The organism is Candidatus Ornithobacterium hominis, from assembly GCF_900538215.1.
Classification (GTDB): Bacteria; Bacteroidota; Bacteroidia; order Flavobacteriales; family Weeksellaceae; genus Ornithobacterium; species Ornithobacterium hominis.
Window position 1 is genome coordinate 1 of record NZ_UNSD01000006.1, and the last position, 22907, is coordinate 22907.

General features: G+C 36.4%; 16 protein-coding genes. 11 read left to right on the forward strand and 5 right to left on the reverse strand.

The window, feature by feature from the left end; genetic code table 11:
- Positions 1 to 473: 473 nt before the first annotated feature.
- The 4 genes from D5J18_RS06155 to D5J18_RS06170 all read left to right on the forward strand — a co-directional run bounded on the left by D5J18_RS06155 (position 474) and on the right by D5J18_RS06170 (position 6618).
- Positions 474 to 1511 carry an FISUMP domain-containing protein gene (locus D5J18_RS06155; protein ID WP_119058142.1) on the forward strand — a complete coding sequence of 346 codons (1038 nt, stop codon included), beginning with the start codon at positions 474 to 476 and terminating at the stop codon, positions 1509 to 1511.
- Positions 1512 to 1839: 328 nt separating this feature from the next.
- Positions 1840 to 3189 carry a Gfo/Idh/MocA family protein gene (locus D5J18_RS06160; protein ID WP_260377560.1) on the forward strand — a complete coding sequence of 450 codons (1350 nt, stop codon included), beginning with the start codon at positions 1840 to 1842 and terminating at the stop codon, positions 3187 to 3189.
- Positions 3190 to 3344: 155 nt separating this feature from the next.
- Positions 3345 to 5465: a S46 family peptidase gene (locus tag D5J18_RS06165; RefSeq protein ID WP_119058144.1), complete on the forward strand. Its 2121-nt coding sequence runs from the start codon at positions 3345 to 3347 to the stop codon at positions 5463 to 5465.
- Between the two features lie 133 nt (positions 5466 to 5598).
- On the forward strand, positions 5599 to 6618 hold the full coding sequence (locus D5J18_RS06170) for a M28 family metallopeptidase (protein ID WP_119058145.1): 1020 nt from the start codon (positions 5599 to 5601) through the stop codon (positions 6616 to 6618).
- Positions 6619 to 6733: 115 nt separating this feature from the next.
- Here the strand turns inward: D5J18_RS06170 and D5J18_RS06175 are convergent, their stop codons facing one another.
- Positions 6734 to 10126: a glycosyltransferase family 117 protein gene (locus tag D5J18_RS06175; protein WP_119058146.1), complete on the reverse strand. Its 3393-nt coding sequence runs from the start codon at positions 10124 to 10126 to the stop codon at positions 6734 to 6736.
- 154 nt (positions 10127 to 10280) lie between these two features.
- Positions 10281 to 10670: a hypothetical protein gene (locus D5J18_RS06180; RefSeq protein WP_119058147.1), complete on the reverse strand. Its 390-nt coding sequence runs from the start codon at positions 10668 to 10670 to the stop codon at positions 10281 to 10283.
- Between the two features lie 86 nt (positions 10671 to 10756).
- On the opposite strand from D5J18_RS06180, the gene guaB reads away from it, so the two are divergent.
- The 5 genes from guaB (at position 10757) to rnhB (ending at position 17879) form a co-directional block, all read left to right on the forward strand.
- Positions 10757 to 12226, forward strand: coding sequence for an IMP dehydrogenase (guaB, locus tag D5J18_RS06185; RefSeq protein ID WP_119058148.1), 1470 nt, complete (start codon positions 10757 to 10759; stop codon positions 12224 to 12226).
- 189 nt (positions 12227 to 12415) lie between these two features.
- Positions 12416 to 13048, forward strand: a complete 633-nt coding sequence (locus D5J18_RS06190; RefSeq protein ID WP_119058149.1) for a porin family protein — start codon at positions 12416 to 12418, stop codon at positions 13046 to 13048.
- A 135-nt stretch (positions 13049 to 13183) separates the two neighbouring features.
- Positions 13184 to 15928 (forward strand): 2-oxoglutarate dehydrogenase E1 component, encoded by a 2745-nt coding sequence (locus D5J18_RS06195; protein WP_119058150.1) that lies wholly within the window; start codon positions 13184 to 13186, stop codon positions 15926 to 15928.
- Positions 15929 to 15936: 8 nt separating this feature from the next.
- Complete coding sequence (gene odhB, locus D5J18_RS06200) at positions 15937 to 17178, forward strand: 2-oxoglutarate dehydrogenase complex dihydrolipoyllysine-residue succinyltransferase (RefSeq protein ID WP_119058151.1); 1242 nt, start codon at positions 15937 to 15939, stop codon at positions 17176 to 17178.
- A 104-nt stretch (positions 17179 to 17282) separates the two neighbouring features.
- Entirely contained in the window at positions 17283 to 17879 is a 597-nt protein-coding gene (gene rnhB, locus D5J18_RS06205; protein WP_119058152.1) for a ribonuclease HII, read from the forward strand.
- Positions 17880 to 17908: 29 nt separating this feature from the next.
- Here the strand turns inward: rnhB and coaD are convergent, their stop codons facing one another.
- On the reverse strand, positions 17909 to 18373 hold the full coding sequence (gene coaD, locus D5J18_RS06210; protein WP_119058153.1) for a pantetheine-phosphate adenylyltransferase: 465 nt from the start codon (positions 18371 to 18373) through the stop codon (positions 17909 to 17911).
- A 16-nt stretch (positions 18374 to 18389) separates the two neighbouring features.
- Positions 18390 to 19367: a D-alanine--D-alanine ligase gene (locus tag D5J18_RS06215; protein ID WP_119058154.1), complete on the reverse strand. Its 978-nt coding sequence runs from the start codon at positions 19365 to 19367 to the stop codon at positions 18390 to 18392.
- A gap of 120 nt (positions 19368 to 19487) precedes the next feature.
- Between D5J18_RS06215 and D5J18_RS06220 the strand changes: the two genes are divergently transcribed.
- Complete coding sequence (locus tag D5J18_RS06220) at positions 19488 to 20486, forward strand: PASTA domain-containing protein (RefSeq protein ID WP_119058155.1); 999 nt, start codon at positions 19488 to 19490, stop codon at positions 20484 to 20486.
- 3 nt (positions 20487 to 20489) lie between these two features.
- Complete coding sequence (locus D5J18_RS06225; protein WP_119058156.1) at positions 20490 to 21533, forward strand: RluA family pseudouridine synthase; 1044 nt, start codon at positions 20490 to 20492, stop codon at positions 21531 to 21533.
- On the opposite strand, the gene D5J18_RS06230 is transcribed toward D5J18_RS06225, so the two are convergent.
- A complete protein-coding gene (locus D5J18_RS06230) occupies positions 21512 to 22876 on the reverse strand; it encodes a hypothetical protein (RefSeq protein WP_119058157.1) in 1365 nt (454 codons plus the stop codon). The genes D5J18_RS06225 and D5J18_RS06230 overlap by 22 nt on opposite strands.
- Between the last annotated feature and the right edge of the window lie 31 nt (positions 22877 to 22907).

Here is a 22907-nt window from a genome sequence, read left to right on the forward strand (position 1 = left end):
ATGTTAGCACAAGGTGTAGTGTAAATGATCATTTAAGTTCACCTACCTCAAAACAAATTTGCATAATTCAAAAACGTAAAATACATTTGCGGGCAGGTTGAGAGAAGAGAAAAATCTCAACGAAAATTTTTAACAAAAAAATAACGAAATTTTAACAAATGAAATTTGTGAGTTTCAAAATAAAGTGTAAACACACACACACACACACACAAGCAATGAGCTAAACAACTCATTATCAGTAACTTATAATAATTTTTTGCTTCCCCTCGGGAGCGAACCGCAAAACCGTGCAAGAAAATCTTGTGCGGTTTTTCTATTTTCACCTGTGTGGAAGTAGTAATTTCTTCAAAAAGAAGAGCCTCACGGGTTGGGGCTCTTTCTAAAAGAAGAAGCAAAAAAACAGCAAAAAAACAGCAAAAATTTAATTAAGAAAAGAATAAATCAATAAAATATTAACCAAAAAATTAAAACAAATGAAGAAATTATTACTTTCTTTCGTTGTATTGCCAGGGGCTTTAGCTATGGCTCAGGTGGGCATTAATACAGATGAGCCAAAAGCCATGCTAGACATCAGCGCAAAAGGCAACCAAAGAGGAGACCTGCGCATACAAGATGTTAAGGAGGAAAAATCTACCCAATGGCTTTTAATTTGGGATGAAAAAGATAATAAGCTGGTGAAGCGTACAAGTCTTTCAGAGATTAAAAGAGAAATATTGAATGAGATAAGGATAGATTATATTCGTAAGAAGTATCCAGACAGAGCAGGGGAGATCATCAATAAAATCAAACAATGTACGCCAGAAAACATACTTTTTGACAAGCACTTTGGTGACGGCAAGCATGATTTTGTGTATTGTGCCACAATTGTAACTGAAACTGCTACTAATTATAATAAAACATGGCTCAACCTCAACCTTGGTGCAGAATATGCAGACATCCATAGTTCTGATTTTAACCCTACCGTTAATAAAACAGGAGAAACTATCCACGGTGACAAAAATCTCTACGGTTCATTATACCAATGGCAGAGAGTGAGTGATGGGCATGAGTTTAGGAATAGAGTTAGGAGTAGAGAAAAGACCTTTGTAAAAGCCCCAAGTTGGACAAACACAGACAAAGCAGCAGGGAAGTTTATTTTTGAAGACCCTAACTGGGTAGAGGGTGGTGAAAATGCATCAGGTTCAGATTTAGCGTTGTGGAGAGCAGGAGGACGTAATAACCCTTGCCCGTCTGGTTACCATGTTCCGACGCTAGAGGAGTGGGAGGAATTACTCAAAGCTGTAAGACAAGTAGGTTCGAGTCAAGATGTATTGCCAAACCTTGCAGCTGCTGGCTACTATTACTATCTCGATGGTCTACTGAGCTACGAGGATTCTGGCGGGTACTACTGGAGTAGCTCTGCTAGCGACAGGAACTTCGCTCACCACATGTACTTCAACAGTGGCAACAGCGGTGCGAACGGCCGCAGCAGCCGAGCTAACGGGTTCAGCGTGCGTTGTATTAAAAATTAAAGCTTTTTAGCCCTCCGTAAGGAGGGCTATTTTTTTATAGCTTTTTTTAGTTTAATGCTTTTTATTCTGCTAAATCAAAAGGCATGAAGGGTTAATTATTTAAAAGATTCAGTTATTTAAAATGCACAACGGGCCAAAAACATGATATTCTCCTAAAATTTGTAATTACAAGAGGAAAAAATTAAATTTGAGAATTCATAAAAAACAATAGAAAATTAAAAATAGAATGAAAAAAGTTACATTGTTTTTCCTGTTGTTAAACTCCTTTTTATTTTGGAGCTGTGCAACACAAAACTCAAACACCGCTAAGACGACAGTAAATTCAAACATGAATTTTAATGACTATGAAAGAAATGCTCTGGGGCAGATTGTAACCAAAGTACCCACAAGACCTGCAGGGCAAAAAGATGTTGTGGGCTTACGAGCACCTAAGCTAGAGACCGTACGCGTAGGTTTCATCGGCTTAGGAATGCGGGGGCCAGGTGCTGTAGAGCGATTCACGCACATCCCTGGGACTCAGATTGTTGCTTTGTGTGATATTGAGCCAAAGCGTGTAGAGAAAACACAAAGAATATTGGCTAAAGCTGGCCTGCCAAAAGCCGCAGATTATTCTGGCAGTGCAGATGCTTGGAAAAAAATGGTGGAGCGAGATGATATTGATTTAATTTACATCGTTACCGACTGGAGAACACATGCAGATATGGCTGTGTATGCAATGGAACAAGGAAAACATGTAGCTGTAGAGGTACCAGGAGCAATGACAATGAAAGATCTTTGGCGTTTGATTGATACTTCAGAAAGAACTCAAAAACATTGCATGATGTTAGAAAACTGTGTTTATGACTTCTTTGAATTAACGACTTTGAATATGGCACAGCAAGGTGTTTTTGGAGAAGTTTTACATGCAGAAGGAGCTTATATTCATAATCTAGCAGACTTTTGGAAAGCTTATCACGACAACTGGCGTTTAAAATTTAATAAAGATAACAGAGGAGATAATTACCCAACGCATGGCATGGGGCCAGCGGCACAACTTCTAGACATTCACCGTGGAGATAAGATGAATTATTTGGTTTCAGTAGATACCAAGGCAGTGAACGGCCCTGAAGCTTGGAAGAGTGCTTATGGCGTAGCTCCAGATCATTTTGAGAATGGAGACCATACCATCACGATGATAAAGACTGAGAAGCAAAAAACCATCCAAATTCAGCACAATGTAGTGAATCCAAGACCTTACTCTAGAATGTACCAATTGACTGGAACAAAAGGTTTTGCCAATAAATATCCTGTGTCAGGTTATGCGCTGGAGCCAGAGCAAGTTTCCTCTGATATAACGCCAGACCATGAAAACTTAAATTCCCATGGCTTTGTACCTGAAAAAGTAAAAAATGCATTGATGGCAAAATATAAACACAGAATTCACAAAGAATTAGAAGAAAAAGCAAAGCAAGTAGGAGGCCACGGAGGGATGGATTTTATCATGGATTACCGCTTGGTATATTGCTTACAAAATGGGCTGCCATTAGATATGGATGTTTATGATTTAGCGGAATGGAGTTGCTTGCCAGAGCTTTCTAAAATTTCTTTAGAAAACGGTAGCGCACCAGTTGTAATTCCTGACTTCACGAGAGGTCATTGGGATGATGTAAAAGGCTACAGACACGCTTTTGTAGATTGATTTTCTTTTTAAAAAAAATTAAGCCTTTAAAAATCCGTTAGAATAATTTTCTAATGGATTTTTTTAAGCCTTAAAAAATTTAAATCAAATTCACAAAAAAGTTAAAAAGCATCTATTTCACAGATATTAATTATATTTAATGCAAAATAAAACGAATGAACTTTAAATTTTCAACACTACTGATTTTTGTCGGGAGTTTTCTTTTCGCCCAAACTGGCGGCGGAATGTGGATCCCTACAGAATTGAACGAAAAAGAAATGAAAAAAATGGGCATGAATATATCTGCAAAAGATATCTTTAATTCCCAAAAAGCCAGCATCAAAGATGCAATAGCGCATTTTGGCGGTGGTTGTACCTCAGAAGTCATTTCACCGCAAGGGCTTCTGTTGACCAATCACCACTGTGGGTACAGCCAAATTCAGTCGCACAGTACCTTACAAAATAATTATTTGCAAGATGGATTCTGGGCAAAAAGTATGAGCGATGAATTGGCTAATCCTGGCCTGACGGCGACTTTCATTATTGATATTAAAGAAGTTACAAACGAGGTTTTGATAGGTGAAAATATGACTGAGAGTGCAATAAAGGAGAACATAAAAACTATTGTAAATAAGACTAAAAAAGAAAATTGGCAAGAGGCTTTTGTGAAGCCATTCTACAAAGGGAATAAATACTACCTATTCATCACAGAAACCTATAGAGATGTTCGCTTAGTGGGGGCGCCACCTAGTAGTATTGGGAAATTTGGTAGTGATACCGATAATTGGGTTTGGCCACGCCATACGGGAGATTTTTCTTTGTTTAGAATTTATGCCGATAAAAATAATCGACCAGCAGAATATTCCCCAGAAAATATTCCTTATAAGCCAAAACATTTTTTACCAATAAATATCAAAGGTTTAGAAAAGAATGATTTTACTTTTGTTTTTGGATTCCCAGGTTTGACGGATGAATATTTGCCAGCTTCTGCTATTGAGCAAACGGTGAAAACTTTGAATCCTGCAAAAGTTGAAGTAAGAGATGAGGCACTGAAAATTATGGATGCTTACATGAAGCAAGACCAAAACATTAAAATCAAATACGCATCAAAATATGCGAGTATTGCCAATTATTGGAAGAATATGATTGGTGTAAATCAAGGAATTCAGAAGTCTGGAGCTATTCAGATAAAACGAGATTACGAGCAGCGTTTGCTGAACAAAATCAGAGAAAAGTGTAAGACAGAAAAAAGTGAAAGATGCGTACAATACCCATCGATGATTGAAGATTTAAATCAATTGTACCAAAAGATAGAGCATTATAATTTAGCGAAAGCTTATTTTGATGAAGCGATTTATAGAAATTCTGAAACCTTCCGCATAGCGTTAACTTTAAGTGATTTATCAAAAAATGAAGGGCAAGTCTCTCATGAACTTAGAAACCGAGTTTCTGATTATTTAAAGTCTCTGTATAAAGATTATGAACCTCAAGTAGATAAAGATGTTTCTTTAGCCGTTTGGAATTTGTATAAAAAAAATGTTCCTGCTGAATTTCAGCCAGATAACACCAATATCACAGCAGAGGATTTAGATACATCAATCATTACAGGTGGTAGAAAAATCAATCAAATTTCTTTGATTGAAAATCCGAAATTATTTTTGAGTCAAGAAAATTTAAAGGAAATTTTGAATGCAGATCCTTTGATTCAAAAAATCAGAGCAATAGAATCTGCTTACAGTGCAAAAGCCTCTCCCAAGCGAATAAGCTTGCAGAATAAAATAGATGATTTGCTCAAAAAATATATGAAAGCGCAAATGGACTTTATGCAAGATGAAAAGAAATTCTTTCCTGATGCGAATTCTACTTTGCGCGTGACTTATGGTAAAGTGAATGGCTATGCGCCGAGAGACGCCGTGTATTATGACAATACAACTTACCTGAAAGGCGTGATGGAAAAGTATGTTCCTGGTGATTACGAATTTGATGTTCCAGAAAAATTAAGAAGTTTGTACGCAAAAAAAGATTATGGCGTTTATGCTAAAAATGGCAAAATGCCCGTTAACTTCATTGCCACAAACCACACGACAGGTGGTAACTCGGGTTCGCCAGCCTTGGATGCAGACGGGAATTTAGTTGGATTGAACTTTGACCGTGTGTGGGAAGGAACGATGAGCGACTTGTACTATGACCCAGAAATTTCTAGAAACATCATGGTAGATGCGCGGTATATTTTATTCATTATTGATAAATATGCTAACGCCGACCGACTAATCAAGGAAATGAAATTGGTGAAATAAATTTCCTAAGGCTTTTTAAAGAAAAAGCTACTTTCGAACTGAAGGTAGCTTTTTTTTATGGAAAATTTTTTAAGCCTTAAAAAATTTTAAGCTATTAATCAGATTTCCATTAATTTTACAAAAAATCGAATGAATGAATTTTAAAACCTTACTTTTAAGCTTTTGTAGTGTCATTTTCAGTCAATGTCAGTCACAAAATGAAGTGAAAAATGCTTTACCCAAAATTGAAACTTTAGACTTCAAACCAGAATATTTAGAACTAATAGATTCAATCGAAGTCAAAAAAGAACTTTATGTTTATGCTAGCGATGAAATGAAAGGTAGAGAAGCTGGGACAGAAAATGAAGCTTTAGCAACTGATTTTTTGGTAGAAAAATATAAGGATTTAGAAATCAAAGGAGCTGGAGAGAATGGCGATTATTTGCAAGCGATTCCTAAAGGAACGTTTCGTGCGATGGAGGAAGTCGGGCACAATGTCATTGCTAAAATTGAAGGAAGCGAAAAACCTGATGAATATGTTGTGATCTCTGCACATTTAGACCACGTGGGCGAGCAGTATGGGGAAATCTTTAACGGAGCAGATGATAATGGGAGCGGTACCATTGCAATTCTAAATATTGCCAAAGCCTTTAAAAAATTGGAACAAAAGGGATTTAAACCAAAGCGGAGTCTCATCTTTTTGCATGTGACTGGTGAAGAAAAAGGGCTTTTGGGCTCTAAATATTATGTTGAAAATTCATGGTTTCCTTTAGGAAATACAGTGGCGAATTTGAATATTGACATGATTGGTCGTGTAGATGAAAAGCATCAAAATCAGCCGAATTACCTTTATCTGATTGGCGGAACGCGCCTTAGCAAAGAATTGGGCTCAATTGCAGAGAAGCTTAACGAAAATCACTTTGGCTTGGCATTAGATTATACTTACGATGCTCCAGACCACCCAGAGCGTTTGTATTATCGTTCAGATCACTATAATTTCGCTAAAAATAATATTCCCTCTATTTTCTTTTTTAATGGAATTCACGAGGATTATCATAAACCGACCGATACTGCTGATAAAATCAATTACCCTTTGTTGACTAAAAGAACGCAGTATGTTTTTGCGATAGCTTGGGAATTAGCTAACCGAAAGGAGCGACTGAAACTGGATTGATTTTCAGGCAAGAAAATTAAGAAAAGGGAGAAATTTTTTAAGCCTTAAAAAATTTCTCCTTTTTTTTGATTTAAGAATTTGTTTGAAAATTTAGACGGATTTTTGCTAAAATTTATTATTTCTCGATGCCTATTTGAGACATTATATTCTTGACTTCATCAAATTTTTCTTCCGCATAGATGGAGTCAATTTCTGCTGCCAGCGGGATCAGCGAACGTTGAGAAGAAATCGCACTTGTTAGTTCGTTTTGTTCTTTTTCGGTTAAATTATTTAGTCCGACGCTTTTGGCTTTTTCTATCAAACTAGAAATTTGCTGAACCACAGGAAGGTAAATTTTTTCAAAAGCTTTTTTAGCTTCCTCTTTTTGTCCCTTTTTCAAATAATTTTCAATTAAAATTCCAGCAAAATATTGTTGTTCACTTTGCAGTCTTCGCCAGTCAGAGAGGATGCTTTGCTGTTTTCTTGGAGGCAAAGATTCATAGAAGTTTAATTCCTCTTGATTTTGTTTTAGCAAATAATCTTGGAGTTTTTCTGCTTTTTGATTTTCGCCTAAATTTTGATAAATCGGGATGAGCCCATAGAGAGAATAGCCTGTTTCGTAACGTTCTAGTGGAATTTTTTCCATCAGTAAGTCAATGATTTCCTTCGCTTTTTCTTTTTCTCCATTATCGGTTAAATCTTTCGCCGTTCTTATCACCGCATTGCGGTAAGTAAGAATATTATTGGTGCTAGTTTGGTCAAAATAAGCATCAGGATTGTTAAAATTAGCCCATCGGTATTTTTTGATTTGTTGATACATATCTTCACTGTCTACCAGTGCATCGCTACCGTATTGCGATTGAGAAGCCAAGAGAGGAACTAGTTTATAGCTGAAGCCTTCAAATTGTAAATAATCATTGGTATAGAAAATATTTGCATTATCATATAAACCGCCGCTGGAGAAGTAAATCGGGCGAGTCCAGTCGTAATTTGCAAACAAATCTAGCATGAAGAGCTCGTTCTTGTAGTTGATGGCATTGCTAGGAATCGTAATGCTAAGATTCGGTAAAATTTTATCGTAATATTGGGGTGAAACTAATTTGTTTTTGATTACATTTTCTTTGTTAACTGGGATAATGATTTTGTTGGTAGGTAAAATATTATCTAGATTAGGATTATAAATTTGCTTTAGAATAGAAAGCAATTCATTTTTGGCGGGATTTGGTTTTAGAATCCAATTCATGGCTTCTTTTGCTGTCATTCCGTTATCGTTGTAAGGCTGAATTTTATCTAAACTTGGTAGCAATTCAGGGTTTTGTTCAGCGGCATATTCTCTTAATTGACTGAGAAGATTCGCTGATAAAATCAAAATTGCTTCATTCCGGCCTTCACGGTAATCGCTTTCAGTCATCTGATGGGGTATGGCCTCAGCTTGGTAAGTTTTTCTATGGGCTTGGCTGATGTTCCAAGGGGAACCCAAAAGCGTGTAATTAGCAATTTTGATATCGGTTCGGAACTCTTCTGTCTCTTGAATGGCCCACAGCGGATACGTATCATTATCGCCATAAACGAAGAGAATGGCGTTGGGGTCTAAATTGACTAAATAATTGTAAGCCAAGTCGTGTGCTGCTAATCGCTCAGATCGGTCATGGTCGTCCCAGTTTTGGAAGCCCATCAAGAGTGGAGCGATAAATGCCAAAGCAGTAACGCCGAGTGAGGGTTTTACGTCTATTTTTATTTTGGAACGAAGGAATTTAAAAATCGATAATAAACTTAATCCAATCCAAATAGCAAATACAAAAAAGGAGGTCACCACGGCATAATCTCGCTCACGTGGCTCAAAAGGTTTGTTGTTGGTGTATAAAATAATGCCTAATCCCGTTAGTAAAAATAGGGAGATGAGTGCAAAAGTTCGCTTGGGGTCTTCTTTCCAATGAAAAATAAAGCCGATGATTCCAAGAATTAAAGGAATTCCAAAATAGATATTACGAGCTTTGTTATCTTTAAATTTTTTGGTAAGCAGACCTTGGTCTCCTAGAAAATAAGAATCAATAAAGGGAATCCCAGTAATGGTATTACCTTTCGTTACTTCCAAATGACCTTCAAAATCATTTTGTCTTCCAACGAAATTCCACCCAAAATAACGTAAATACATATACCCCACTTGGTAGTTGAGGAAAAACTGAATGTTTTGCCAAAGGCTTGGTTTTCTGATATGTTCAGTTCGCTCGCCAGTCACGGGGTCATATGACTGGTAACGCTCCACTTCACCCATGATAGCTTGGTAATTATCAGCCATTTGAGGATTGTGCATTCGTGCAAAAATACCTGTGTGGGCATCGCTGTAGACATAGCTGTATTTTCTCCCGACTTCTTCATAAATCCCTTTCTTCTTATTTTTTTTATAAATAGGCCCATCGTCTTTTCTTTTATAAGTTCCATCTGGGTTTTTCTCAACGCCATTAGAGTCCATATGCGCAGTGTAGAGAGGTCCATAGAAAACTGGCCAATCACCATATTGCTCTCGGTTGAAGTAATTTAGTAACCCAATTGCATCATCTGGGTCATTAAGGTTCATATGCGGGTTAGCCGTAGCCCTGATGGGAATTACCAGCCAACTAGAAAAACCAATAATCATAAATAAAATTGATAAAACAACTGTGTTTGCAGTCACCCAATTCTTTTTTTGCGTATACCAAAGAGCAAAAAAGAAAACGATAAAGAATAAAATAATCCCGACCAGCAATCCACTTTGGAAAGGCATTCCGAGGGTATTGATTAAGAAAATCTCCAATTTCCCAAAGAAGGACATCGTGTAAGAAAAAATAACTTTAAAGATAAAATAGAAAATCAAAATCGTGAGAAGATTCGCTATAGCAAAGCTCTTCCAAGTAAACTCATAATGCCTGAAGTAGTAAATGTAACAAATCGCTGGAACGACTAAAATCGCCATTAAATGCACCCCAACACTCAGCCCGATGAGCAAAGAAATTAAAATCAACCATTTATTTTCACGTGGCAAGCCAGCATCATTTTCCCATTTGCAAGCCAACCAGAGCATCAAAGCAGTGAACATGGATGCCATGGCATAAACTTCTCCCTCCACAGCCGAGAACCAAAAGGAATCAGAAAAAGCAAAACATGCAGCTCCTAATACACCTGCCCCCAAGATTAAGATAATTTGAGTAGACGAAAGAGAAGCACTATTTTTTAAAAATAAACGGCGCGCCAAATGCGTAATCGTCCAAAAGAGAAACAAAATAGTCAATGAACTAGAAAGCGCAGATAAAGCATTAATGAGAATGCTATACAAAGCACCATTACCAAAGGCTAACCCAGCCCATACAGCTCCAATTAACTGAAAAACAGCAGCTCCAGGAGCGTGTGTGACACCTAGTTTTGCACTGGAAACAATATACTCACCACAATCCCAAAAACTAAATTTAGTTTCTATCGTCAGCAAATAAAGTATCGAAGCCAATGCAAAAACTACCCAGCCCACTAAATTATTAAGCTTTTTAAAATCCATAACGCTTATTTTTATATCATGCGAAAATAAGATTTTTATTAAAATTTTTTAAGGCTTAAAAAAAATTAGGCAGAAATCCTCCAGCTTAAATTATTTATAATTTAAAATAACTCCCATCAGTCATTATTAATTGATTATCTGAGCCTTAGAAAAATTAAGTCCATTCAATCTCTAGACTTTCAAAAAAAGCATTTAATTCTTGTAGCGATTCGTTATCAATTTTGTTAGTATTAATTTTTATGATCTTGCTCCCAGCGTTGATTTTATAATCGCCAGCAAACTTCCGAATACTTTGAATTTGGTCTAAATTTACTTTCTTCCCCAATGGCCCACCTACTTGCATAATTCCATTTTGGATACTCACGTAAGGGTATCTTCTGTTGTAGAAATAAATCGAAATCCAAGCGATAGAAATGAGAATCCAGCCATAGCTTAGCCAATCCCGTTTTTCTTTGTGTGTGAATACTAGCAAAGAATACCCAGACCAAATAAGTGCAAAAATCAAATGATGTCGAACTAGTTTTTGTTTGTATTTTAATTTCATCAATTCGGAATTTAAAATTAAGTGAAGTTAAATAAAATTTTTTAAGGCTTAAAAAAAAACGCTAAATTTGTGCGGCAAAAGGAAATATGTCTTTAAACGATAAAATTTTGCAAGAAGCCTACACTTTTGATGACTTATTATTAGTTCCAGCTTATTCAAATATACTACCCTCAGCGGTAGATCTCTCAACTCCATTGACTGATAACATAACACTACAAATCCCCATCGTAAGTGCAGCGATGGACACTGTATCAGAAGCTCGCCTAGCCATAGCATTGGCACGGCAGGGAGGTTTATCCTTTATTCACAAAAACATGACGATTGAGCGGCAAGCAAAAGAAGTCGATTTGGTCAAACGTTCTGAAAATGGGATGATAGCTGACCCCATAACTTTGCGACCCGAGCAATTGTTGCAAGATGCTGAGCAACTAATGCGTAAATACAAAATATCTGGTTTGCCCGTGGTGGAAGAAGACAAAACTTTAATCGGAATTTTGACTAATCGTGATATTCGCTACCAAACAGACATGACTCAGGTAGTGACGGATGTGATGACTAAAGAAAACCTGATAACTTCTGGAATTGAGACTAGCTTGGAAGACGCAAAAGAAATTCTATTGAGAAATAGGATTGAGAAGTTACCGATTGTAGATAAAGATTATAAATTAATCGGTTTAATCACCATCAAAGATATTGACAATTTGGCAGAATACCCTAATGCGTGTAAAGATGCCCGTGGCCGCTTGCGCGTGGGTGCTGGTGTAGGCGTGGGAGAAGATACGCTAAGTAGGGTAGAAGCCTTAGTAAGTTCAGGGGTAGATGTTATAGCTTTAGACTCAGCACATGGGCATTCGCAAGGTGTTTTATCCAAAATCAAAGAAGTGAGAAATGCTTTCCCAAATTTGGATATTGTGGGAGGAAATATTGTAACGCCTGAAGCCGCAAAGGCTTTAGTAGAAGCAGGAGCAAATGCGCTGAAAGTTGGCGTAGGGCCAGGGTCAATTTGTACAACGCGTGTAATCGCAGGGGTTGGGGTGCCACAGCTTTCGGCGATTAGTAATGTTTATGAATATGCTAAAAATAAAGGCGTTAGAGTAATTGCAGATGGCGGAATTAAATTGTCAGGAGATATTGTGAAAGCTCTCGGAGCTGGGGCAGACTGCGTAATGTTGGGAAGTCTATTTGCTGGAACAGATGAAGCGCCTGGTGAAGAAATCATCTACCAAGGGCGGAAATTCAAAACATATCAAGGAATGGGGTCTTTAGCAGCAATGAAACGTGGAAGTAAAGATCGCTATTTCCAGAATGAGGCAACAGATGCAAAAAAATTAGTGCCAGAAGGCATTGAAGGACGTGTACCCTACAAAGGAGAAGTAAAAGACGTGGTTTACCAATTATGCGGAGGTGTAAGAGCTGGAATGGGCTATTGTGGAACGCCAACAGTGAAATCGCTAAAAGAAAACGCAAAATTTGTGAAAATAACGAATGCTGGACTGCAAGAAAGTCACCCCCATGATATTGTAATAACAAAAGAAGCTCCGAATTACAATGGCTAAAATTGTGAAAACATATATTCGAGCCACTAAAATTCAAGTGATTTTCAGTTAAATTGAGATGTGTTTTTTCGATTTTTTTAATCTGACAATAGAATTTGTGAAGTTAATAATTTCTTAAGACTAGGAATTTTTCTTTTTTGGCACATGAATTGATTTATTTAGAACATAACTTTAAAAAAAATAAAGAAAATGAAAAAGTTAATATTAGCAGCTTCGGTTGCATTTGCAGGAATGATTGGTTTGAATGCACAAAGTATGGAAGCACTTCAGATTGGAGCAAGAGCAGGATATAACTACTCTACACTGAGAGGCGATGCTGCGAAAAACATGAACACAAAAGGTCTATCTGGCTTCCATGTAGGTTTATTTACTGAAATCCCAGTGGCAGACCGCTTCTCAATTCAACCAGAAGTGCTTTACTCAACCCAAGGTGCTAAGTGGACTTTAGGAAAAGAGACTTATGATTTCAAAACGCAAAACATTAACGTTCCAGTCTTAGCGAAATTTTATGTTGCAGAAGGTTTGAACTTACAAGCAGGGCCACAATTAAGCTTTAATACAGGTTCTGAATTCAAGTATGATGGAGCGTTAGGTAAAACTTCGAAGAAACTAGATAAAGATGCTTTTTCAAAAGTAAACTTTGGTGCAGTTGTAGGAGCTGGGTATAAATTAGCTCAAGGTTTGACTGTTGATGCACGCTACAACTTTGGGTTAACTAATGTGTTTGATAAAAATAACAAATCACTTCAAAGCTTAAAAGTTTCAGAAAAGAATAATTTCAAAAATGGTGTATTTTCAGTTGGTTTAGGTTACCAGTTTTAATAAAAAAGTATACGATTGAGGGCCCTGAAAAATTTCAGGGCTTTTTTTTTATTTTTCTATCAATATAAAGGCTGATAAATTAAAGAAAATTTTATCTTTGTTATAAATTGCTAAAGCAAAAAAGAATAAGATGTAATGGATAGATTTTCTTTCCTAAATGCAGTACATGCAGAATTTGTAGAGTCACAATACGAAAAGTATAAAAAATACCCAGATAGTATTGAACCTTCTTGGAAAGCTTTTTTCCAAGGATACGATTTTGGGCAATCAGGATATGCCAAAGAAAACACAGCTGAAATTGATTCCTTGAGTGATCTTCCTGAGAAGCTTCAAAAAGAATTTAAAGTCATTGACTTAATTAATGGTTACCGCACTAGAGGTCATTTATTTACAAAGACTAATCCTGTAAGAGAAAGAAGGGAGTACCGCCCGACTTTGGCCTTAGAGAATTTTGGCCTGACCGAAAATGATTTAGAAACGGAATTTAAAGCTGGTGAAATTTTAGGTTTTAAAAATTCCATGACTTTAAAAGAAATCGTACAACACCTTGAGAATATGTATTGCCGCTCTATCGGGATAGAGTATATGTATATACGCAAGCCAGAGGTGGTAGATTGGATTCAAAAATGGCTCAACAAAAATTTAAATACTCCACAATTAACGCCCGAAGAAAAAAGGCAGGTTTTTCATAAATTGAATGAAGCAACAGCTTTTGAAGATTTTTTACATAAAAAATTTGTAGGGCAAAAAAGATTTTCTGCGGAAGGCGTAGAAACTATTATTCCAGCTTTGGATGAAATCATTACTCGTGGTGCAGAAGGAGGTGTGAAGGAGTTTATTGTAGGGATGGCTCATCGCGGACGATTGAATGTTTTGGCAAATATTTTTAAGAAATCTTACTCTCAAATTTTTAGTGAATTTGAAAAGAAGGATTTTGATGATGATTATTTTGATGGAGATGTGAAATACCATCTAGGTTCAACTACTCTCACAAAAACCAGTAAAGGGAAAGAGGTTAAAATCAATATAGCTCCAAACCCTTCTCATTTAGAAACTGTAGATGCTGTAGTAGAAGGAATTACCCGGGCAAAAATAGATTTAGAGTATCAAAAAGATGCGAGTAAAGCGATGCCCATCCTCATTCACGGAGATGCGGCTATTGCTGCTCAAGGAATTGTATATGAGGTAATCCAAATGGAAGCCCTTGATGGCTATACCACTGGTGGAACGATTCATATCGTAACTAATAATCAAATTGGATTTACGACTAATTACTTGGATGGAAGATCAAGCATTTACTGTACAGATATAGCCAAAGTGACTTTGAGCCCTGTAATCCACGTGAATGCCGATGATGTAGAAGCGGTGATTCATGCCATTCGATTTGCGGTAGATTATCGTTTAGCATTCAATAAAGATGTATTTATTGATTTACTAGGCTATAGAAAATATGGGCACAACGAAGGTGATGAACCACGATTTACACAGCCAAAGTTGTATGAAGCTATAGATAAGCATGATACGGCAAGAGAAATTTACAATCAAAAGCTGAAGGGAGAAAAAATTGTCGACGATCAGTTTCTTGATGAAATGGAAAATGACTTTAAAAATATTCTTGAAAATAATTTAGAAGATTCTAAAAAGATTGAGAGAAATTCATTAGATCCTTTTATGCCAGAAGCATGGAAAGATTTTGAAATTAAAAGGGAAGAAGCCATTTTAGAAGATGTTGATACAAGATTTCCTCTCGATAAATTAAAAGAAGTAGCTAAAACAATAAGTACTTTACCTGAAGGAGAAGATTTTATTCGTAAAATTGAAAGACTTCATCAGCAACGCCATGATATGGTTTTTGAAGAAAATGCTATTGATTGGGGGATGGCAGAATTGCTGGCTTATGGCAGTTTAATGACAGAAGATTTTAATGTAAGAATTTCGGGTGAAGACGTAGAGCGAGGAACATTCTCTCACCGCCATGCTGTCATTAAAACGCAAGATGAAAAAGAGTTTATTTTATTAAACAATATTCCTCATAGAAATGGAACATTGGAAATTTATAATTCACTTTTATCAGAATATGCAGTATTAGGTTTTGACTATGGTTATGCGATGGCTGCTCCTAAAACCTTAACGATTTGGGAAGCACAATTTGGAGACTTCTCCAATGGGGCTCAAATTATCATAGATCAATATATCTCTGCGGCAGAAGATAAATGGAAAATCCAAAATGGAATTGTAATGCTGCTCCCCCACGGGTATGAAGGTCAAGGAGCAGAGCACTCAAGCGCACGTGTAGAGCGATATTTGCAGCTGTGTGCGATGGGCAATATGATTGTGGCAAATTGTACGACTCCAGCCAATTTTTTCCACTTATTGAGAAGGCAAATGAAGGTGAATTTCCGTAAACCATTAATTGTTTTTACACCCAAAAGCTTGCTGAGACACCCATTGGTAAAAAGTTCTCTAGAGGATTTAACTGACGGGAAATTCCAGCCACTCATTGATGACAATATAGAGAAAGAGAAAGTAGAAAGATTAGTCTTCTGTAGTGGTAAGCTTTACTATGATTTATTAGAGCATAGAAAAGAAGCAAAAATTGAAAATGTGGCATTAGTTCGGTTAGAGCAATTATATCCACTAGATCATAAGACAATAAATGAAGTGATAAAATCTTACCCGAACCATAAATCTTTGATTTGGGCACAAGAAGAACCTGAGAACATGGGTGCGTGGTCTCATATTCTGAGACATCTAAACCAATACTCTTGGAAAATGATTTCACCAAGAGAGAGCGCTTCACCAGCATCTGGCTCTTCTAAAAGATGGAGTATCAATCAAGCAAATGTAATTAATCGAGTTTTTGACCTGAACGAACAATAAGAATTATTATGAGTATACTAGAAATGAAAGTCCCTTCACCGGGAGAATCTATATCAGAAGTGGAAATAGCCGAATGGCTAGTAAAAGATGGTGATTATGTAGATAAAGATCAAGCCATTGCAGAGGTGGATTCTGATAAAGCTACATTGGAATTGCCAGCTGAAGAAAGTGGCATTATCACCCTAAAAGCCGAAGAAGGCGATGTAGTACAAGTAGGGCAAGTTGTTTGCTTGATTGATATGGGAGCAGAGAAACCCAAAGCTCAAGAAAAGAAGACGACACCTAAAGAAGTGGAGACAGAAACACCTAAAGCTCTTTCTAATGATACAGAAAAGGCAATAGAGAAAAAGAAAACTTATGCCAGCGGTACAGCTTCCCCAGCAGCTAAAAAGATTTTAGCAGAAAAAGAAATTGATGCATCACAGGTGAAAGGCACGGGAAAAGATGGAAGAATAACAAAAGAAGATGCGGAAAATTATACACCAGCGATGGGTTCTGTGCCAAGCTATGCCAATAGAGGTACTGAAAGAAAAAAGTTGTCTTCGCTCAGAAGAAGATTAGCAGAACGATTGGTCTCTGTGAAAAATGAGACAGCGATGCTCACCACATTTAATGAAGTGGATATGACGGAAATCTTTGAGCTTCGAAAAAAGTACAAAGAAGAATTCAAAGAAAAGCATGGCGTGAGCCTAGGTTTTATGTCTTTCTTCACCAAAGCCGTTACTAGAGCGCTGCAGGAATACCCAGAAGTTAATTCAATGATTGATGGAGATTACAAAGTTTTACATGACTTTATGGATATTTCTGTCGCTGTATCTGGACCAAAAGGTTTGATGGTTCCCGTTGTGAGAAATGCAGAGATGCTTACTTTTAGAGGAATTGAGCAAAACATCAGAGATTTAGCCATCAAAGTAAGGGATAATAAAATCAGTATTGATGAAATGACAGGAGGCACATTTACAATTACCAATGGAGGCGTATTTGGTTCAATGCTTTCTACACCAATTATTAATCCGCCACAATCTGCTATTTTAGGAATGCACAATATTGTAGAAAGACCTGTGGTGAAAAATGGAGGAATTTCGATTGCACCAATTATGTATGTAGCCCTTTCTTATGATCATAGAGTCATCGATGGAAGAGAATCAGTAGGTTTCTTAGTCGCTGTAAAAGAAGCCATAGAAAATCCTGCTGAAATTTTGATGGGTGGGAATGATGATTCTTCTATCAGAAGAGCATTAGAATTATAGAAATTTTTTAAGCCTTAAAAAATCCGATAAAAAAAAATATCGGATTTTTTCATTCTAAAACTTTAGTTTTTACTTTTAAAAATTAGTAGTCATAATTTTATTGCATGAAATTATCTTATCAAAAAAAACTACTAGAAGCAGGACTAGACGAAGTCGGGCGAGGTTGTTTAGCTGGCCCAGTCTATGCGGCAGCAGTAATTCTACCTTGGGATTATCACTCCTCTATACTCAATGATTCTAAAAAATTATCTAAGAAAAATAGAGAAAAACTAGCAATAGAAATTAAAAAAGAAGCTTTAAGCTTCGGTATCGGATTCTGTTCTGCACAAGAAATAGATGAAATAAATATTCTAAATGCCAGTTTTTTAGCAATGCACAAAGCCTTGAAAAAATTAAAACAACAGCCAGGATTTCTAGCTGTAGACGGCAATCGATTTAAAGTTTATGAGGAAGTTCCCTTTCAATGCTGTGTAAAGGGCGACGCTCATTACCTTAATATAGCAGCGGCATCAGTTTTGGCCAAAACCGAAAGAGATTCCTTCATGGAAGAATTGCATGCAGAATATCCTCAATATGATTGGGTAAATAATAAAGGCTACCCTACCAAGAAGCATCGCGAAGGGATTTTAAAGACAGGAATATCCCCCTACCATCGGAGGAGTTTTCAACTGATTCCACCCCAGCTGAAATTAAACATTTAAAATTTTTTAAGCCTTAAAAAAAATCACATTCAATTGATTTTCACAGCATTAGGTACGAGGAGGCTATAGTCGCCTTTATTCCTTATTACGTCACGCACGATGCTAGAGCTGATGTAAGATTTCCCTGATGATGTGAGTAAAAAAACGGTTTCTAATTCTTGGTGAGTTAGAGCACGATTGGTATGAGCGATAGCTTTTTCAAATTCAAAATCAGCTGGATTTCTTAAACCTCTTAAAATAAAATTAGCCTTTTTCACTTTGCAGTAATCGACGGTTAAACCCTTGTAAGTATCAATCATAACATTCGGGAAACCATGAAAGGTTTTCTCCAAAAAATCGATGCGTTGTTCTAGTGAAAACATATAGTTTTTTTGAGCATTTTCACCAATTGCTACGATGATTTTATCAAACAAAGGAATAGCTCTTTTTACAATATCAAAGTGACCAAGTGTGATGGGATCAAAAGAGCCCGGGAAAACGGCGATTCTTTGCATAATAATGAATTTTTGACTAATCTAATGATTTTAAAGCAGATTCAATTTCATTGGTAATGAAATCTTGAATGCTAATTTTAGCATACGCCAGCTGCTGGGGGAGAATACTTGCTGGTGAAAACCCTGGTAAAGTATTGATTTCTATGAAATAAGGAGTATTGTCTCGTAGAATGAATTCACTTCTCGACATGCCCTTTAATCCCAAAGATTTATAAATATGAATGGCTGTAGAAGAAATTTTTTCATACAAATCTGATGGAATATTGGCCGGTGTAATTTCCTTGGATCGGCCTTCGTATTTAGCTTGGTAATCAAAGAAGTCGTTATAAGAAATAATTTCGGTAATACCAGGCACTATTATTTCATTTTTGTACTCAATCACACCTACCGAAACCTCGGTGCCGTCGATAAATTCTTCGATTAAAATATCTTGATCTTCTTTGAATGCAATTTCTAAAGCCTTAGAAAAATCTTCCTTTTTTTTCACTTTTGAAATGCCTAAACTACTCCCAGATTGGTTGGGTTTGACAAAACAAGGCAAGCCCAAATTTTCTATAATTTCGTCAACATCGTAGTCATTATTTTCTCTTAAATAAACTGATCGAGCAGTGGATATTCCATATTTATTTAAAACGGCTAAGCAATCTTTTTTATTAAAAGTCAGTGCAGAGAGGTAGTGCCCGCAGCCAGTGTATTTTTGGCCCACCAAATCCCAGTATGCTTGTAAATACCCGTCCTCGCCTGGCGTCCCATGAATGATGTTGAAAACGCAATCAAATTTTATTTTTTGACCATTTTTGGTAAAAGAAAAATCGCTTTTTTCAATAGGAAATTTCTTTCCATCGATGACGACTTGCCAGATGTTGCTTAGAATTTGCACGTCAAAAGCATGGAATTTATTTTTATCGATATGATTTAGAATTGTTTGTCCACTTTTTAGAGAAACTTTATGCTCGTCTGAAAAACCACCTGAAACGACTGCAATATTTTTCATAAAAAAATTTTTAAGGCTTCAAAAATACTATTATTCTTTTTCAAAAAAATATTTTTTTGGTAAATACAAATTTAGCAAGCCTTTAAACAAAACTTTTATATTTGTAAATTATTTAAATGTATGAAATTTTTTAAAGCTTTAATAAATTGGAAATTTTGGTTGTCTTTAATTTTAGGTGCGCTTTTTCTGATTTCGACTTATTTTTTTACTTTTAAATGGTTGAACGATTATACCTACCATAATATAGAAGTAGAAGTGCCAGATTTGTCTAAGATGAAGATACAAGATGCAACGGCAAAACTTGATGAGATGAACCTACATTATACTGTAGACAGCGTTAAATTTACTGAAGATGTAGAGCCCTTTACGGTTATTGATTTTTACCCCGCAGCGGGCTCGCAGGTAAAGCCAGGGCGAAAAATTTTCATAAAAAGCAACCCGAGCGACTACCCACCAGTGGAGCTACCTAACTTGATAGATAAAAGTAAGCGAATGGCATTTACACAATTAGCGATGCGAAATCTGGTGGTGGGTGATACGATTTATGAAGAAGACCCGGCAAGAGATGCCGTGTTGCGTGTTTTGTATAATAATAAGGTGATACAAGCGGGAACTTCCTTGCCACGTGGAGCAAAGGTTGATTTGGTCTTGGGGCGTGGCTTTAGTGTAGATGTAAATGTGCCAGATTTGTTGGGGTTGAGTTTTCAAGAAGCAAAACGAGTGTTGAAGGAGCGATTTTTTAACTTAGGGAATGTTGCATTTTTAGGTGAGAACAATGATACGATTTTGAGTAGTGTCGTTTATCAAGACCCGCCATCTACTGATTTGTATGATGAAGGATTGCCTGTTTCCATTTGGTTATCAGATAAAAACAGAGGAGAGTTACGTTCAAAAATTGACTCAATGGATATTCTTTTCCGTAGGAAAGTGAGTAGAGACGATTCTTTATACTATAATTCTGTACAAAATGCAAATAAAATAGACCTTAGTGATTTACCTGAAGAAATCAGAAATCAAGTGAAGCACGATGAGCGGGCAAAACAGAATATGGAATTGAACAAAACACAGCAGGCTCCTGCAAAACCTAAAATTGATACGACAGGAATTTCAATTGAATAGAATATGCAAGAATTTCATGAAAGGCCAGAGGAAGATGAGGATGAAGAAGAGTTGTATGAACACTATAGATTTCGTGCAGAGAAAGGGCAGAAGCCACTTCGGGTAGATAAATATTTAATGAATTTTATAGAAAATGCTTCTAGAAATAAAATCCAACAAGCCGCCAAAGCTGGGAATATTTGGGTAAACGAAGAACCCGTAAAGCAAAACTACAAAGTAAAAACCAATGACATCGTCAAAGTAGTTTTGAGCTATCCGCCCAAAGAAAATCAAATCATTCCGCAGAATATTCCAGTAAATATCATGTATGAAGATGAAAGTCTTTTACTAGTAAACAAAGAAGCTGGTATGGTAGTTCATCCCGGGCATGGAAACTACAGCGGGACACTCGTGAATGCTTTGAAGTACCATTTTGATCATTTACCTAGTATACAAAGTGAGTTAGAAAGACCAGGCTTAGTGCATCGGTTAGATAAAGATACCAGTGGGCTTTTGGTCATAGCTAAAACTGAATATGCAATGGATTATTTAGCCAAACAGTTTTTTGAAAGAACAACGCGCAGAAAGTACATCGCACTAGTGTGGGGCAACGTAGAGTCGGATGAAGGAACGGTGAAAGGAAATATTGGAAGAAACCCTTCAAACCGAATGCAAATGGCGGTTTTGGAAGAGCCAGAAGGTAAACACGCCATTACACATTATAAAGTTTTAGAACGTTTTGGCTACGTAACTTTGGTAGAATGTCGTCTTGAGACAGGCAGAACTCACCAAATCCGAGTGCACATGAAACACATTGGGCACACTTTATTCAATGATGAAAGATATGGTGGAAATCAAATTCTGAAAGGCACAACCTTCAATAAATACAAGCAATTTGTACAAAATTGCTTTGAGACATGCCCTCGGCAAGCCTTGCACGCCAAGACTTTAGGATTTCAGCATCCAGTGACGAAGGAAGAAATGAAATTTAACTCAGAAATCCCTTCTGATATGCAAAATTTAATTGAAAAATGGCGAGGCTATGCTCAATCAGCTATAGAAGCATAAGCACCCAAGTCTGGCGGACTCTTTCGACTTTGGTCATTCAAATCAGTAGAGATCCCTTCAATAGAAATCCCTTTCTGTTTTGCAGGTGAATTTTTCTGGAGCGATAAATCTAAAGCCTTTAGAAAAATAGATTTAAATAAAGGTTCGCGGGTAATGATGGCATTAAAAATATGATTATCATTCAAATCAAGATTTTTATCATCATCATTTTTGATCAAAACATGACTGAAAATCATTGGCTTAGAGGGTTTTGAGCCAAAAACAACCCCTTGGCGGTATCGCCCATGAAAAATCGAGTTGATGATTTTGAATGGCTGATTTTGATAATCTTTAATTTCCATAGGAATATTTTCGCCAAACGACTGAGCATATTGGTGAATTCCAGGGTTGGCAAAACTTGAATAAATGATTTCAGTTTCCAGCGGCCCCTCTAGAAGTAAAGTCGCCTGAGATGCATTGAAAAACACGGAATTAAAAATTTTTAATTTGCTCTGCTTGGCACGGACACCGTAAGTTCCAGAATTGATAATGAGGCTTTTGTCGATGACTAAATCTGATTCATCAGCATCCAAACCAATTTCAGCCGCTTTGATTTCAGTAGAGTGGAGATTGATTTTGGCATTTTGAGCTTTGATTCCTTTCCATTGCAAAGGTATCGAATCATAACCAGCATCATTTCTAAAGCCTTTGAAAATCACTCTTTTTTCAGGCGTTCCATTAGAATTTAATTCGCTATTGGGGTTTAAAATTACTTTAGACTCATGGAAAAACAACAACTTTGTTTTTGGTTGAATATTTAAAGTTTGATGTTGAGCCACGACTAAATCTTTTGTAAAAATATGAGCTATATCGTTGTGAAGCGTCGCTTGATTGTTTTGAAAAATTAAATCATCAGTATTTTTATAAATTTTTGATTTCTGAATAAAACCTGAAATCTCAATATTTTTTTGATTATTTTCTAAGCCTTTAAAAATTATTTTTTCTTTTATTTCTTTAGACTCAGTTGACTCGGGAGCAACAATTTGAAACAAAATTCTCAAGCTATCACCTTTCAATAACAGGACATTATGAAAATTTTGACCACTTTTCCCATGAATATTTAAATGAATATAGCTGGAAGTATTTTCGAGATAAATTTCAGGAATAAGAAGATTTTTTTTAGTTTGATTTTTAATCTGGAAAGAAAAAACAGGTGATGAAATTCCAGAATAAATGGTGTCCAAAAACAAACTGTCTTGAGCAATGGCGAAATGCAAATTTTGATTTTTCACCTCTAAATCCTCTCGGCAAGAAAGAAAAAAAGTAGCCCAAAATGTGAGCAAGAAAAGAAATAAAGCTCTCATACTTTAAAGTTTAAACAAAAATAAATAAATA